Raw genomic sequence first — 14,033 nt, 5'->3', positions numbered from 1 at the left:
CCCCGGGGCGGTACGGGCCCTGGCCGGACGCGCGGCACGCGGTGGTCGACGCCACGAGCACGTGCCGCTGCCCGCCGGGGCCGTCCTGGTGCCAAGCAGGTCCAGTGAAGTCCGCTGCGGTTCGACAGCGCCCCGAAGGGGCGCCGCGCGGGCACGACCAGCCACGACGGTGCCGCGGACGAACCGACGGCACAGCGCGGCATGTCCGGCGGAGCGCTCAGGTGGCCGGGGTCGTGAGGTCGGTGCGGTGGGGTGCGGCGAAGTGCTCCAGGTCCGGTCGGGTCAGACCGGTGTGCCGGTGCACCTCGTCGGGGTCGAGGGCGCCGCAGTCCAGGCCGCGCAGCAGGTGTCCGCCGAGCGCCTTGGCGGTGGCGGGCTCGTCCGCGATCTCGCCGTCGCCGCCGGTGTCGCCGCCGGCCCGGTCCGCGTATCGGGCCAGTCGCGCCGCCGTCTGCGCGAAGCCCTCGCGGTAGAAGGCGAACACGGCGGCGTAGCGGGTGGGGAGGTGGCCGGGGTGCATGTCCCAGCCCTGGTAGTAGGCGCGGGCCAGGGCGCGCCGGGTGAGGCCGTAGTGCAGCCGCCAGGCGGCGTGGACCTGCTCGGCCGGGCCGACCGGCAGCACGTTGGTGGAGCCGTCGGACACACGGACGCCGGTGCCCGCGGCGGCGACCTGCATGACCGCCTTGGCGTGGTCGGCGGCCGGATGGTCACTGGCCTGGTGGGCGGCCGAGACACCGAGGCAGGCGCTGTAGTCGAAGGTGCCGTAGTGCAGCCCCGTGGCCCGGCCCTCGGCGGCCCGGATCATCCGCGCGACCGTCGCGGTGCCGTCGGCGGCGAGGATGGCCTGGCTGGTCTCGATCTGGATCTCGAAGCGGAGCCGGCCGGGCGTGAGACCGCACGCCTTCTCGAATGCCTCCAGCAGCCGCACCATGGCGCCGACCTGCTCGGCGTAGGTCACCTTGGGCAGGGTGACGACCAGGCCCCGCGGCGGTCCCCCGGCCGCCATGAGGCCCGTCAGGAAGATGTCGAGGGTGCGGATGGCCCGCTCGCGCACCGCCGCCTCCAGGCACTTGATGCGGATGCCCATGTACGGCGCCGCCGTGCCGTTCCGGTACGCCCCGGCGATGAGCCGGGCGGCGCGGGCCGCCGCCTGGTCCTCCTCGGCGTCCGGGCGCGGTCCGTAGCCGTCCTCGAAGTCGACCCGCAGGTCCTCCACGGGCTCGCGCTCCAGCTTGGCGCGCACCCGCTCGTGGACGGGTCCGGCGAGTTCGTCGTCGAGGCCGAGGACGGCGGCGAAGGAGGCGGCGTCGGGGGCGTGTTCATCGAGCGCCGCGAGGGCCTGGTCGCCCCAGGAGCGGATGGTGTCGGCGGCGAACGCGTCGCCGGGGACGTAGACCGTGTGGACGGGCTGCCGGGTGCCGGGGTCTCCCGGGTAGCGGCGGGCCAGTTCGGCGTCGACCGGGGCGAGGGATGCGCCGATCTCCTCGCTGACGGCGCGCGCGAAGCTCGTCGCCGGCTGCTCCTGCTGGCCCTGACCCATCCCACAGCCTCCATCTTCCGCAGTACGGAATCAACAATCCGTTGAACGAAGCTATCCGGGCGCCTTCCTGATGGTCAACACCCCGTCCGCGGGCGGCCACACGGCCATATCGCCATGTTCACGCCCGCCCCGTAGGGCGGTATCACGCGTCCGTACCACCGACTCGTCCGGCCCGTTCCCACCGAAGGAGCCCCCGTGCCGAACCACAGCCGAGTCACGCGCCGTCTGGGTCTCAAGGCCGCCCTGTCCGCGGCGGTGACCGTGCCTTTGTCCAGTACAGCACTGTCCGTCCCCGCCGCCTCGGCGGAGCCGGAGCCGGACCGCCGGCTGGAGGTCATGTCCTTCAACCTGCGCTTCGCGAGCACCACCGAGCCGAACAGCTGGACCGCCCGCAGGCCGGTCATGCGCCGCCTGCTGCGCCGCGAGACCCCGCACGTCATCGGCACACAAGAAGGTCTCTTCCCGCAACTGCTGGACATCGACGCCGATCTCGGGCCGCGCTACGACTGGATCGGCACCGGCCGGCTGCACGGCAGCCGGGACGAGTCCATGGCGGTCTTCTACGACACCCAGCGCCTCACCCCGGTCGAGTACGACCACTTCTGGCTCTCCGACACCCCGGACGTGATCGGCTCGAACACCTGGGGCGCCGCCTTCGCCCGGATGGTCACCTGGGTCCGCTTCCGGGACCGGCGCTCCGGGGGCCGGGAGTTCTACGTCCTCAACACGCACCTCGACCACGCGAGTCAGTACGCGCGCGAGCGGTCCGCCGCCCTGATCGCCGGGCGCGTCCACGGGTTCGACCGCTCACTGCCGCTCGTGGTGACCGGCGACTTCAATGTCGCCGCCCACAAGAACGCGGTCTACGACACACTGCTGGGCGCGGGTCTGGTGGACACGTGGGACACGGCGGGCGAGCGCGGCCCGCTGTACGCCACCTTCCACGGCTACCGGCCGCTGACGCCGGACGGCGACCGCATCGACTGGATTCTGGCCACACCGGGGGTCACCACCCGGCGGGCGTCGGTCAACACGTTCTCGGCGGACGGCCAGTTCCCGAGCGACCATCTGCCGGTGCAGGCGTCCCTTTCCCTGGGCTGACGGCCCGGGAACGAACCGAGGCCCCCGCGACCGGCGTCCGGTTCCAGCGGTCGCGGGGGCCCATCGGGGCTCAGCCCTTACGGGTGTTGATCTCCTCGGTGAGCTGCGGGACGACGTCGAAGAGGTCGCCGACGACGCCGTAGTCGACCAGGTCGAAGATCGGGGCCTCCGGATCCTTGTTGATCGCCACGATCGTCTTCGAGGTCTGCATTCCCGCACGGTGCTGGATCGCACCCGAGATGCCCGACGCGATGTACAACTGCGGCGACACGCTCTTGCCCGTCTGCCCGACCTGGTTGGTGTGCGGGTACCAGCCCGCGTCCACCGCCGCACGCGAAGCACCCACCGCCGCACCGAGCGAGTCCGCCAGCGCCTCGATCACCGCGAAGTTCTCCGCGCCGTTGACACCGCGCCCGCCGGACACCACGATCGCCGCCTCCGTCAGCTCCGGACGCCCCGTCGACTCACGCGCCGTACGCCCCGTCACCTTCGTACCGGTGGCCTGCTCGGAGAAGGACACGTCCAGCGCCTCCACCGCGCCGGCGGCCGGGGCCGCCTCCACGGCCGCGCTGTTCGGCTTGACCGTGATGACCGGAGTGCCCTTGGAGACACGGGACTTGGTGGTGAAGGACGCCGCGAACACCGACTGCGTGGCCACCGGACCCTCCTGCGACGCCTCCAGGTCGACGGCGTCGGTGATGACACCCGAACCGATGCGCAGCGCCAGCCGGGCCGCGATCTCCTTGCCCTCCGCCGAGGACGGGACCAGCACCGCGGCCGGGGACACGGCCTCATAGGCGGCCTGCAGGGCGTCCACCTTCGGCACCACCAGATAGTCGGCGTACTCGGACGCCTCATGCGTCAGGACCCGCGCCGCGCCGTGCTCGGCCAGCGCCGCCGCGGTACCCGCGGCACCGGCGCCGAGCGCGACCGCGACCGGCTCACCGATCCGGCGCGCCAGGGTCAGCAGTTCCAGGGTGGGCTTGTGGACGGCACCGTCCACATGATCGACATAGACGAGGACTTCAGCCATGGGATTGCTCTCCTGCGTACGAAAAGGGGAAAGGGCGGTCGGCGGACGCGGGCTCAGATGAACTTCTGGCCCGCCAGGAACTCGGCGAGCTGCTTGCCGCCCTCGCCCTCGTCCTTGACGATCGTGCCCGCGGTGCGGGCCGGACGCTCGGCCACGGAGTCGACCGCCGTCCAGGCACCCGCCAGACCGACCTCCCCGGCGTCGATCTCCAGATCGGACAGGTCCCAGGACTCGACCGGCTTCTTCTTCGCGGCCATGATCCCCTTGAAGGAGGGGTATCGGGCCTCGCCCGACTGGTCGGTGACCGAGACGACCGCCGGAAGCCGGGCCTCCAGCTGCTCCGAGGCGGTGTCCCCGTCCCGCCGGCCCCTGACCGTGCCGTCCTCGACCGACACCTCGGACAGCAGGGTGACCTGCGGGACGCCCAGGCGCTCGGCGAGCAGCGCCGGGACGATGCCGCCCGTGCCGTCGGTGGAGGCCATACCGGAGATCACCAGGTCGTAGCCGGCCTTCTCGATCGCCTTCGCCAGCACCAGGGAGGTGCCGATGGCGTCGGTGCCGTGCAGGTCGTCGTCCTCGACATGGACCGCCTTGTCCGCGCCCATCGACAGCGCCTTGCGCAGCGCGTCCTTGGCGTCCTCGGGGCCCACCGTCAACACGGTGACCTCTACGTCATCGTCCCCCTGCTCCCGCCGGCCTTCGGAGATCTGCAGCGCCTGCTCGACCGCGTACTCGTCCAGTTCGGAGAGCAGACCGTCCACGTCGTCCCGGTCGACGGTCAGGTCATCGGCGAAGTGCCGGTCGCCCGTGGCGTCAGGCACGTACTTCACAGTGACAACGATCCTCAAGCTCACGCCGGCTCTCCTACTGCATCGACTGTTCTGGGCTGCCTCTTGCAGGCAGCATAGGCGCCTGAAGCGGCCGATCCCGGTCGGGGCGTCCGCGCGCTCCCCACCAGATATTACTCGTCAGTACACTCAGTTCGTTCCCACTGAGCAAGCGCTTTGAACTGTGACCTTCGCAACGCAGCGTAACCGGGCCCGGACGCCTTCGCCCAAGGAGCGCGGAGCGGTCAGTCCCTGAGCGCGTTGAAGCCGCCCTGGTGGTACAGGAGGGGGCGGCCCGCCCCTGCGGCGTCGCCCCGCTCGACCTGGGCGAGCACGATGCGGTGATCACCGGCGGGCACCCGCCCCACGACCCGGCAGACGAGCCAGGCGAGCACTCCGCCGAGCACCGGCACGCCCTCGGGACCCTCACGCCAGGCGGTGGCCGGGCCGAACCGGTCGGCGCCGCTGCGGGCGAAGGTCGCGGCCAGCTCGTGCTGGTGCTCACCGAGTATGTGGACGCCGACATGGCCGGTCTCGGATATCGCAGGCCAGCTGGAGGCACCGGTGCCGATGCCGAAGGAGAGCAGCGGGGGCTCGGCCGACACGGAGGTCAGCGAGGTGGCGGTGAAGCCGACCGGACCGCCGGCGCCCCGGGCGGTGATGACCGCGACCCCCGCGGCATGCCGCCGGAAGGCGGAGCGCAGCAGGTCGGGTGAGGCGAGCCGGGCGGTGCCGAGGTCGGGCGTGGCCGTCATGGAGTTGTCCTTCTCGGGAAGGGGACGAGCGGGTCGGCGGCTGCTCACCAGCCCGGACAGCGCGCGCTCGCGGTGCGCGCCAGGTCGACGTGCGCGCGTCCGAAGAGAAGGAGTTCCATGCCCATGCGGTCAGAGTGACGATGGATGGTACGCGCAGTCAAGAACGTCCGGGCGCATGGGAGATGTCTCACCGTCACCGGCACGGCCGTCACACCGCCTCTCCCAGCGCCGCGATGACGTCGGCCTTGCGCGGCTGCCCGGCGGCCCGCCGCACCACACGGCCCTCCGCGTCGAGGACGAGCACGGTGGGGGTCTTGACGATGCCGAGTTCCCGTACGAGGTCCAGACGGGACTCCGCGTCTATCTCCAGGTGGACCACGCCGGGAACCATGTCGGCCACCTCGCCGAGGACGCGCCGGGTCGCACGGCAGGGCGCGCAGAAGGCGCTGGAGAACTGCACGAGCGTCGCCCGTTCGCCGAACTCGCCGCCCAACTCGGCCGCCCCGAGTCGCTTCCCCTCGTCCCGTCCACGCATCCGCACTCTCCCGCTCCGCCGCCTGTGCAGCACTCCGTAGAGGCTCGCCGCCGCGAGCACCGCCGCGCACACCATCACTCCGGTCATCTCTTGGGCAGCGTTCACGAGACTGCAAAGATTCCCGGCTCCCGTACCTGTGCGGGCTGCGGAATGCTTGATCCATGGACATCGACGTGAGGGGGCCGCGCTTCGGGGCGGCCCTGACGACGGTCGTGCTGGCCGTCGTGCTGATCACCGGCAGCGCCTGGCTGCTGGCCTGGCAGACGCTGGCGTTCGCGCTGGGCGCGGCGGGCGGGGTGGGCAGGTCGCCGTACGGCCTGCTGTTCCGCCGGGCCGTCCGCCCGCGGATCGGGCCGCCGACCGCGTTCGAGGCGCCCGAACCGCCGCGGTTCGCCCAGGCGGTGGGGCTCGTCTTCGCCGGGCTCGGCCTCGTCGGGTACGCGCTGGGCCCGATCTGGCTGGGGCTCCTGGCCACCGGCGCGGCGCTCGCCGCCGCCTTCCTGAACGCGGTGTTCGGCTACTGCCTGGGATGCGAGCTGTTTCTGCTGCTGCGGCGCATCGGCGTACGCGCGGAGCGCAGGGGGGCGTGAAAAGCCGAGTCCGACCGCTCCGCCGACGTGACGAGAATCTCGCCGCGTCGGGGCACCAGGGCTGGCTCCCCGTTCGTTCTTCGGGCACGATCTGCGAGACGCCGTAAACCTACGGCTGCGTAACTTGTCCGCCGGGAGCGCCTTTCCCTGGCAGAGCAGGAAGGGTTCGTCCCGCCCATGGCAGAGCTGGTCTACCGTCCCGTCATCGGTTTCGCCAAGACGATGTTCAAGGTCTGGGACCTCAAGATCGACTGCAAGGGTTCGGAGAACATCCCTCGCTCGGGCGGCGCCGTGCTGGTGAGCAATCACATCAGCTATCTGGACTTCATCTTCAACGGGCTTGCGGCCCTGCCGCAGAAGCGGCTCGTGCGCTTCATGGCGAAGGAGTCCGTCTTCCGGCACAAGGTCTCCGGGCCGCTGATGCGCGGGATGAAGCACATCCCGGTGGACCGCGGACAGGGCGAGGCGGCGTACGCGCACGCGCTGGACTCCCTGCGGTCCGGCGAGGTCGTCGGGGTGTTCCCGGAGGCCACGATCTCGCAGTCCTTCACCCTGAAGGGCTTCAAGTCGGGTGCCGCGCGTCTCGCCCAGGAGGCGGGCGTCCCGCTGGTCCCGATGGCCGTGTGGGGCACCCAGCGACTGTGGACCAAGGGCCACCCGCGCAACTTCAGGCGCAGCCATCTGCCGGTCACCGTCCGGGTCGGCGAGCGGATCGAGGCGCCCCGCGACCAGTACGCGGGCGCGATCACGCGCCGGCTGCGCGAGCGGGTCCAGGATCTGCTGGAGGCCGCACAGCGCGCCTACCCGGGCCGCCCGAGAAACGCCGACGACCGCTGGTGGCTACCGGCCCACCTGGGCGGCACAGCCCCCACCCAGGACCAACTACGCGCAGCCGAGGCCCACTGACTTTCCGGCCGACAGCGCCCCGAAGGGGCGCGGGGAACTGCGCGACCAGCCACAACGACGCCGCACCCGCCCGACTACCCACCACGGCCCTCCCAGCGGAGCGCAACGCGGGGAACTGCGCGACCAACCACAACGACGCCGCACCCAACCGACAACAAACCACGCCCCACCCAGCGGAGCGCAAGGCGGGGAACTGCGCGACCAGCCACGACGACGCCGCACCCAACCGACAACAAACCACGCCCTACCCAGCGGAGCGCAACGCGGAGCGGATCGTGTCGAGGGTGATCCGCGCCCCGGGGCTGAACTTCTCCAGGAGTTCGGCGAGTTCGGCGGCGGCCCGCTCGATCGCGGCGGCCGGCATCGGGGCCAGGCCCTCCAGCAGGAAGACACCGGAGGCCGTCCGCTCGGTGAGCCGCGTGCGGGGACCCTGGCGCCAGTTCCAGCGGCGGCAGGTCACGCCCGCGTCATCGCGCCACACCACCTCGCCCGCGTCCGGGTGCTCGACCACCTCTTCGCCCCCGGCGACGGTCACGAAGTCCTCCTCGCCCGTGGCGCGCACAAGCCGCATGGTGCCCTCGATGCGCTCGGCGTCCTCGCCGCCCACGGGGATCAGATGGGCGACGCTGACGGCGTTGTAGAGGTCGACGAGCAGGTTGATCCGGGGCAGGCCGGACTCGGACAGCGCTCTTCTCGCCAGCGCCTCCGCCGAGTTGCGGGTGCGGGACGGCTTGGCGCCGAACGCCGTGTACACCTCCCGCCAGGCCGCCATGTGCGGGTCCTCGTGCGGGGCGCGCCCGGCCAGGCGGGCGGCGAGCCGGCGGGCCGCGTCGTCGAGCAGCGCCGAGGTCGCCTCGGTGCTGGGCCCGCCCACGAGGTCGTGCGCCTCGATGGCGACGTGGCTGAAACCGGGCGCGAGGGCGCGCACCTCGTCGGACACGGTGAGCGTGAGAGTCATCTGCCTCGCCTCAGAGTGCGGTGGGGAGGGTTTTCCAGAGGTGGTCCCGGTCGGGCGCGGCCTTCAGGGCACGCAGCACGGCCGGGTGAGGTTCAGCATACAGGACCGGATAGTCCATCTCATTGGACTCGGGGTCGGGCGTCCAGGCCAGCCGTTCACCGTCGAGGGAGAACCGGGCGTCGACGCCGGGTTTGTTGCCGCGCGGGTCCTGCCGGTGCCACGCCCCGTTGAACCGGACGGCGACCAGCCCGTGCACCACGTCGAGCTTCTGGTAGCACAGCGCCGTGGGGATGTCCTCGGCCCGCAGCAGCGCGGCCAGCGCGTGCGCCTTCGCGTAGCAGATGCCGGTGCGCAGCGTGAGGACGTCCGAGGCGCGCCAGGTGACCCGCGGATCGCCGGCGTCGCGGGAGTGCGGAATCGTGTCGCGTACGAATTCGAAGGCGGCTCGCGCATAGGCATACGAGTCCGGGACGTCCGCGGCCAGCCGGGCGGCCGTCTCGCGCACCACCGGGTGGTCATGGTCGATCGCCTCGTCCGCGGCCAGGTAGGCGGACAGGTCGGGCGTGTTCTGGATCAGCTCCATGCCCCGAGAGCATAGGAATGCGATCAACCGAGAGTCAATGACTTTTCAGGAGACCGCATATCTATGCATGGATCATCCGGGCCGCGCTACTGGCGGGCCATCTCCTCCTTGAGCGCCGCCACGAACGCGTCCACGTCCTCCTCGGTGGTGTCGAAGGCGCACATCCAGCGCACGACGCCCTCCGCCTCGTCCCAGAAGTAGAACCGGAACCGCTTCTGCAGCCGCTCGCCCACCTGGTGCGGCAGCCGGGCGAAGACGCCGTTGGCCTGCACCGGATGGCAGATCTCCACCCCGTGCACCGCGCGCACACCCTCGGCGAGCCGCTGCGCCATCTCGTTGGCGTGCCGCGCGTTGCGCAGCCACAGGTCCTTGGCGAACAGCGCCTCCAACTGCACGGAGACGAAACGCATCTTGGAGGCGAGCTGCATGGACATCTTGCGCACATGCTTCATGCGGCGCACCGCGTCCTGGTTGATGACGACGACCGCCTCGCCGAACACGGCGCCGTTCTTCGTCCCGCCCAGGGAGAGGATGTCGACGCCTGCGGCATTGGTCAGGGTCCGCATGGGCACGTCCAAAGAGGCCGCCGCGTTGGCCAGCCGGGAGCCGTCCAGGTGCACCGTCATGCCGTGCGCGTGGGCGTGCTCGCAGATCGCGCGGATCTCGCCGGGCGTGTAGACGGTGCCCAGCTCCGTGCTCTGGGCGATCGAGACGGCCTGCGGCATCGCCCGGTGCTCGTCCTCCCAGCCGTACGCCTGCCGGTCGATCAGCTCCGGGGTGAGCTTGCCGTCCGGCGTGGGCACGGTGAGCAGCTTCAGTCCCGCCATCCGCTCGGGGGCGCCGCCCTCGTCGACGTTGATGTGCGCGCTCTCGGCGCAGATCACCGCGCCCCAGCGGTCGGTGACCGCCTGGAGCGCGACGACGTTCGCGCCGGTGCCGTTGAAGACCGGGAATGCCTGCGCCGTGGCCCCGAAGTGACTGCGGACGATCCGCTGAAGGTTCTCGGTGTAGGCGTCCTCGCCGTAGGCGACCTGGTGACCGCCGTTGGCCAGCGCCAGGGCCGCCAGCACCTCGGGATGCGCCCCGGCGTAGTTGTCACTGGCGAAACCGCGGACCTGCGGGTCGTGATGGCGACGCGCGTCGGTCCTCGGTGGGTTCACGGCTTCTCGGTCAGCCACAGACGGTGTCCGTTCACTTCTGCGGCGGGCTTCCGCCAGATCTCGGCGATGGCCTCGGCCAGGTCCCCGACGTCCGTGAAGCCCGCGAACTTCGCGTTGGGGCGTTCGGCCCGCATCGCCTCGTGCACCAGCGCCTTCACCACCAGGATGACAGCCGCCGACGTCGGCCCCTCGGCGCCCCCGGTCTTGCGGAAGTAGTCGGCCATGGCCAGCGTCCATGCCTCGGCGGCGGCCTTGGCGGCGGCGTAGGCCGCGTTGCCCGCGGTGGGCCTGCTGGCACCGGCGGCGCTGATCAGCACGTACCGGCCGCGCTCGCTGCGCTGCAGCGCCTCGTGGAAGGCGAGCGAGGTGTGCTGCACGGTGCGGATGAGCAGCAGTTCGAGGAAGTCCCAGTCGTCGAGGCTGGTCTTGGTGAAGGTCTCGCTGCCGCGCCAGCCGCCGACGAGGTGCACGAGCCCGTCGACCCGGCCGAAGTCCTTCTCGATGTGGGTGGCCCAGTCGCGGGTGGACTGCAGGTCGAGCAGGTCCACCGTGTCGCCGGTGACCCTGGCGCCGCCGGAGGCGTAGCGGGCCGCGTCCACGGCCTCCGAAAGCCGCTCCGGGTCGTTGTCCGCTCCGACGACCGTCGCCCCCGCCTCGGCGAGCCTGCGCAGCGCCGCACGGCCGGCGGGTCCGCCCGCGCCCGCCACCGCGATGACCGCGCCGCTCAGTGCCCCGTTGCCGTTCCCCATCTTCGCCTCCTGAGCCTGCCGGGCCTCTACGGTACGGTCGCTCACGCGGCGACCCGCTCGGCGCCGTCCCCCGTGATGCCCCGGGTCGAGGCGATCACGTTCTTCAGCTTCTTGGACAACGCCTCATAGAACATGCTCAGCGGAAACTCGTCCGGAAGCACGTCGTCCACGAGTTTGCGCGGTGGCAGGGTCAGGTCGAGGGCGTCCGGGCCCTTGGCCCACTTGGAGCCCGGGTGCGGGGCGAGGTAGGCGGAGACGAGTTCGTAGCCGGCGAACCAGTGGACGAGCTTGGGGCGGTCGATGCCGTCGCGGTAGAGCTTCTCGATCTCGGCGCACAGCTGGTTGGTGACCTGCGGGGCGCGTTCCCAGTCGATGGAGAGCTTGTTGTCGGTCCAGCGGACGACGTCGTGCTTGTGCAGGTAGGCGAAGAGGAGCTGGCCGCCGAGACCGTCGTAGTTGCGCACGCGCTCGCCGGTGACCGGGAAGCGGAACAAGCGGTCGAAGAGCACCGCGTACTGCACGTCCCGGGCCTGCGCCACGCCGTCGGCCGTGAGCTGCACGGCCTCCCTGAAGGCGGTCAGGTCGCAGCGCAGCTCTTCGAGGCCGTACATCCAGAACGGCTGCCGCTGCTTGATCATGAACGGGTCGAACGGCAGGTCGCCGTGGCTGTGGGTGCGGTCGTGCACCATGTCCCACAGTACGAAGGCCTCCTCGCAGCGCTTTTGGTCGTGCACCATCGCGGCGATGTCCGCGGGCAGTTCAAGGCCCAGCAGGTCGACGGCCGCCGCGGTCACGCGACGGAAGCGGGCGGCCTCCCGGTCGCAGAAGATACCGCCCCAGGAGAACCGTTCCGGCGCCTCGCGCACGGCGATGGTCTCCGGGAACAGGACGGCCGAGTTGGTGTCGTAGCCCGCGGTGAAGTCCTCGAAGGTGATGCCGCAGAACAGCGGGTTGTCGTAGCGGGTGCGCTCCAGTTCGGCCAGCCAGTCGGGCCAGACCATGCGCAGCACGACCGCCTCCAGGTTGCGGTCGGGGTTGCCGTTCTGCGTGTACATCGGGAAGACGACCAGGTGCTGGAGGCCGTCGGCGCGCTGTGCGGCGGGCTGGAAGGCCAGCAGCGAGTCGAGGAAGTCGGGCACCTGGAAGCCGTCGTCGGCCCAGCGGCGCAGGTCCTGGACGAGAGCTCGGTGGTAGGCGGCGTCGTGCGGCAGCAGCGGGGACAGTTGCTCGACGGCGCCGATGACGCCGCGCACGGCCGCCGCGGCGTCGGCCGGGTCCGGGGCGCCCTCCGCGTCGAAGTCGATCGACCCGTCCTTGGACTGCCAGGGCCGGATCCGCTCCACGGCATCCTTGAGCACGGGCCACGCCGGGTGCTCGACCACCCTGGGCGCCGCATAAACCTGCTCCCCCACACCCGTCTGCACAAGAATTTCCGTCATGTCCCATCCTCCACGAAAGAAGCTCGCGTATGGACACCGTATGCATGCGCGGTTTCTCCTAGCAAGAGGACCATCAGGAAATTATCCTGCGGCACCTCGTCGTCACCGGCATTTTTCCTGCCCTGAACCGTGCGGACGCCCGCTTCCGCTTCGCGCTGCGGCTCCGCGCGCGGCCGGTGAGGCGACGGCGCGGGGCAGTGACGCGGACACGCGGCGCGCGGGCGCGGAGGCGTGGTGCGGGGGGCGCGGCGCGGGGACGCGGCACGGAGACACGGAGTGGAGGCGCGGCGCACGGGCGCGGTGCGGACGCACGGTGCACGGGCGCGGAGGCGCGGGGCGGGGCGCGGAAGCGTGGTGCGGAGGTCCGGTGGGTCAACCGTGTGGTGGACGCGCCCACGCCAGGGTGACGGCCACCCGGGGGTACGGGCCGAGAACCGCGCCGCCCGTCGCCCCGATCCCCCGTGTACGCGCGGGTTCATCGGCAGACCCGGCGGTTAGGCTGCGATTCCGCCCGCGTGGACGACGACGTCCGTCCGGTCCGCGCGTGTGCCGAGCCGCCGTCGACGGAAAGCGAGTCGAACCTTGAACCTCCTTACCATCGGTCACCGCGGAGTCATGGGTGTCGAGCCCGAGAACACTCTCCGTTCCTTCGTCGCCGCCCAGCAGGCCGGCCTCGACGCCATCGAACTCGATCTGCACCTGAGCAAGGACGGTGCCCTCGTCGTCATGCACGACGCGGAGGTGGACCGCACGACCGACGGCACCGGCCCGATCGCCGAGAAGACCCTCGCCGAGCTGCGCACGCTCGACGCGGGCAGGGGCGAGCGCGTCCCGGTGTTCGAGGAGGTCCTGGACGCCGTGAAGGCGCCGCTGCAGGCCGAGATCAAGGACGTGGCGGCGGCCCGAGCGCTGGCCGACGTGATGCTCCGGCGGGACCTGGCCCGCCGGGTGGAGGTCTCCTCGTTCCACGACGAGGCGATCACCGAGATCGCACGGCTGGTGCCCGGCGTGCGCACCGCGCTGATCGCCGGCCGTTACGGCACGGACGTCGTGGCGCGCGCCGTCGGCGCCGGTGCCGCGACGGTGTGCCTCGACATCCGGCGGCTCACCCTGGAAGTCGTGGAGCATGCCCGCAGGGCGGACCTGAGGATCATCGGCTGGGTGGTCAACACCCAGGAACACCTGCGGCTGGTGCGGGCCCTGGAACTGGACGGCGCGACGACGGACTACCCGCAGATCAAGCGCACCGGCCGGTTCACGGCGTGAGCGTCAGCCGAGTTCCTTGACCAGCAACTCGAACCGCAGATCGTCGCGGAGCGGGACGCCGAAGCGCTCGTCGCCGTACGGGAACGGCGTCATCCGTCCCGTACGGCGGTAGCCGCGGCGCTCGTACCAGGCGATCAGGTCCTCGCGCACGGAGATCACCGTCATGTGCATCTCCGTGACGGCCCAGGTCTCGCGGGCCTGCCGCTCCGCCTCCGCGAGGACCAGTTTGCCAAGGCCCGCTCCCTGCTGTTCCGGGCTGACCGCGAACATCCCGAAGTAGGCGTGGTCACCGCGGTGTTCGAGCTGGCAGCAGGCGACCGCCCGGCCCTCGCGCCACACCGTCAGCAGCCTGCTGTCGGGCGACTTGATCACCTCCAGCACGCCCTCGGGGTCGGTGCGCTGACCGTCCAGGATGTCCGCCTCGGTGGTCCACCCGGCCCTGCTGGCCTCGCCGCGGTACGCCGATTCGATCAGCGGGACCAGTACGTCGACATCGGCGTCGGTGGCGTCGCGGAAGGTGAGTCCGGTGGCGGCGGTGTCCATGGGCAGGGGTCTCCGATCTGGGGCGCGGCACGGCTCGCACGAGGGTAA

At 71.3% G+C, this 14,033-nt stretch carries 15 protein-coding genes; 4 read left to right on the top strand and 11 right to left on the bottom strand.

Going from position 1 to position 14,033, the window contains the following annotated elements:
• Positions 1–217: 217 nt before the first annotated feature.
• Positions 218–1,540: a DUF6986 family protein gene (locus tag AC27LF_RS08825; RefSeq protein WP_479661628.1), complete on the bottom strand. Its 1,323-nt coding sequence runs from the start codon at positions 1,538–1,540 to the stop codon at positions 218–220.
• 195 nt (positions 1,541–1,735) lie between these two features.
• On the opposite strand from AC27LF_RS08825, the gene AC27LF_RS08820 reads away from it, so the two are divergent.
• Positions 1,736–2,641, top strand: coding sequence for an endonuclease/exonuclease/phosphatase family protein (locus AC27LF_RS08820; RefSeq protein WP_479661629.1), 906 nt, complete (start codon positions 1,736–1,738; stop codon positions 2,639–2,641).
• 70 nt (positions 2,642–2,711) lie between these two features.
• Here AC27LF_RS08820 and AC27LF_RS08815 read toward each other — a convergent pair whose 3' ends face one another.
• From AC27LF_RS08815 to AC27LF_RS08800, 4 genes are all read right to left on the bottom strand, one after another.
• A complete protein-coding gene (locus tag AC27LF_RS08815; protein WP_479661630.1) occupies positions 2,712–3,674 on the bottom strand; it encodes an electron transfer flavoprotein subunit alpha/FixB family protein in 963 nt (320 codons plus the stop codon).
• Between the two features lie 53 nt (positions 3,675–3,727).
• Positions 3,728–4,528, bottom strand: coding sequence for an electron transfer flavoprotein subunit beta/FixA family protein (locus AC27LF_RS08810; protein ID WP_479661631.1), 801 nt, complete (start codon positions 4,526–4,528; stop codon positions 3,728–3,730).
• A 218-nt stretch (positions 4,529–4,746) separates the two neighbouring features.
• Positions 4,747–5,256: a flavin reductase family protein gene (locus AC27LF_RS08805; RefSeq protein WP_479661632.1), complete on the bottom strand. Its 510-nt coding sequence runs from the start codon at positions 5,254–5,256 to the stop codon at positions 4,747–4,749.
• Between the two features lie 208 nt (positions 5,257–5,464).
• Positions 5,465–5,878, bottom strand: coding sequence for a TlpA family protein disulfide reductase (locus tag AC27LF_RS08800; protein ID WP_479661662.1), 414 nt, complete (start codon positions 5,876–5,878; stop codon positions 5,465–5,467).
• A 74-nt stretch (positions 5,879–5,952) separates the two neighbouring features.
• Here AC27LF_RS08800 and AC27LF_RS08795 point away from each other — a divergent pair, with 74 nt between their 5' ends.
• Positions 5,953–6,381 (top strand): DUF4395 domain-containing protein, encoded by a 429-nt coding sequence (locus AC27LF_RS08795; protein ID WP_479661633.1) that lies wholly within the window; start codon positions 5,953–5,955, stop codon positions 6,379–6,381.
• A gap of 177 nt (positions 6,382–6,558) precedes the next feature.
• Positions 6,559–7,287, top strand: coding sequence for a lysophospholipid acyltransferase family protein (locus AC27LF_RS08790; RefSeq protein ID WP_479661634.1), 729 nt, complete (start codon positions 6,559–6,561; stop codon positions 7,285–7,287).
• A gap of 244 nt (positions 7,288–7,531) precedes the next feature.
• Here AC27LF_RS08790 and AC27LF_RS08785 read toward each other — a convergent pair whose 3' ends face one another.
• The 5 genes from AC27LF_RS08785 to AC27LF_RS08765 form a co-directional block, all read right to left on the bottom strand.
• Positions 7,532–8,245: a B3/B4 domain-containing protein gene (locus tag AC27LF_RS08785; RefSeq protein WP_479661635.1), complete on the bottom strand. Its 714-nt coding sequence runs from the start codon at positions 8,243–8,245 to the stop codon at positions 7,532–7,534.
• A gap of 10 nt (positions 8,246–8,255) precedes the next feature.
• Complete coding sequence (locus AC27LF_RS08780) at positions 8,256–8,828, bottom strand: transglutaminase domain-containing protein (RefSeq protein ID WP_479661636.1); 573 nt, start codon at positions 8,826–8,828, stop codon at positions 8,256–8,258.
• A gap of 86 nt (positions 8,829–8,914) precedes the next feature.
• Positions 8,915–9,988: a threonine aldolase family protein gene (locus tag AC27LF_RS08775; RefSeq protein WP_479661637.1), complete on the bottom strand. Its 1,074-nt coding sequence runs from the start codon at positions 9,986–9,988 to the stop codon at positions 8,915–8,917.
• Complete coding sequence (locus AC27LF_RS08770) at positions 9,985–10,737, bottom strand: SDR family NAD(P)-dependent oxidoreductase (protein WP_479661663.1); 753 nt, start codon at positions 10,735–10,737, stop codon at positions 9,985–9,987. Before AC27LF_RS08770 ends, AC27LF_RS08775 begins: the two co-directional genes overlap by 4 nt.
• Before the next feature lie 41 nt (positions 10,738–10,778).
• On the bottom strand, positions 10,779–12,176 hold the full coding sequence (locus tag AC27LF_RS08765) for a DUF6421 family protein (RefSeq protein ID WP_479661638.1): 1,398 nt from the start codon (positions 12,174–12,176) through the stop codon (positions 10,779–10,781).
• Between the two features lie 582 nt (positions 12,177–12,758).
• Between AC27LF_RS08765 and AC27LF_RS08760 the strand changes: the two genes are divergently transcribed.
• Entirely contained in the window at positions 12,759–13,442 is a 684-nt protein-coding gene (locus AC27LF_RS08760) for a glycerophosphodiester phosphodiesterase (RefSeq protein ID WP_479661639.1), read from the top strand.
• 3 nt (positions 13,443–13,445) lie between these two features.
• On the opposite strand, the gene AC27LF_RS08755 is transcribed toward AC27LF_RS08760, so the two are convergent.
• Positions 13,446–13,985: a GNAT family N-acetyltransferase gene (locus AC27LF_RS08755; RefSeq protein ID WP_479661640.1), complete on the bottom strand. Its 540-nt coding sequence runs from the start codon at positions 13,983–13,985 to the stop codon at positions 13,446–13,448.
• Between the last annotated feature and the right edge of the window lie 48 nt (positions 13,986–14,033).

This window comes from Streptomyces diversicolor (genome assembly GCF_057537855.1).
Note: the sequence above shows the minus strand (reverse complement) of the source record. Positions and strands in the feature narration are given on the sequence as shown.